1 protein-coding gene is annotated in these 321 nt (G+C 57.9%); it reads left to right on the top strand.

Translation table 11 applies throughout. The features are described 5' to 3' along the window. The coding region (locus tag ACWR1S_RS30955) for a two-partner secretion domain-containing protein (protein ID WP_454566156.1) at positions 1 to 321 on the top strand (321 nt) is incomplete at both ends.

Here is a 321-nt window from a genome sequence, read left to right as displayed (position 1 = left end):
CGAACCTGAAAAACAGCGGTTCGGCACAGGCGATTCTCAACGAAGTCATCAGCGGCAACCCGAGCCAGTTGCGCGGTTACACCGAAGTGGCAGGGCAGTCGGCACGGGTGATCGTTGCCAACCCGTATGGCATTACTTGTAATGGTTGCGGTTTCATCAACTCGCCACGGGTGACATTGACCACCGGTAAACCGGTGCTCGACAACGGTCGTCTGGATCGCTTTCAGGTGGATCAGGGTTCTGTGGCCATCGAGGGCGCGGGCCTTAACGCGACCAACGTCGACCGTTTCGAAATCATCACCCGCAGCGCGAAGATCAACG

It is taken from the genome of Pseudomonas sp. AIG (genome assembly GCF_977020205.1).
Note: the sequence above shows the minus strand (reverse complement) of the source record. Positions and strands in the feature narration are given on the sequence as shown.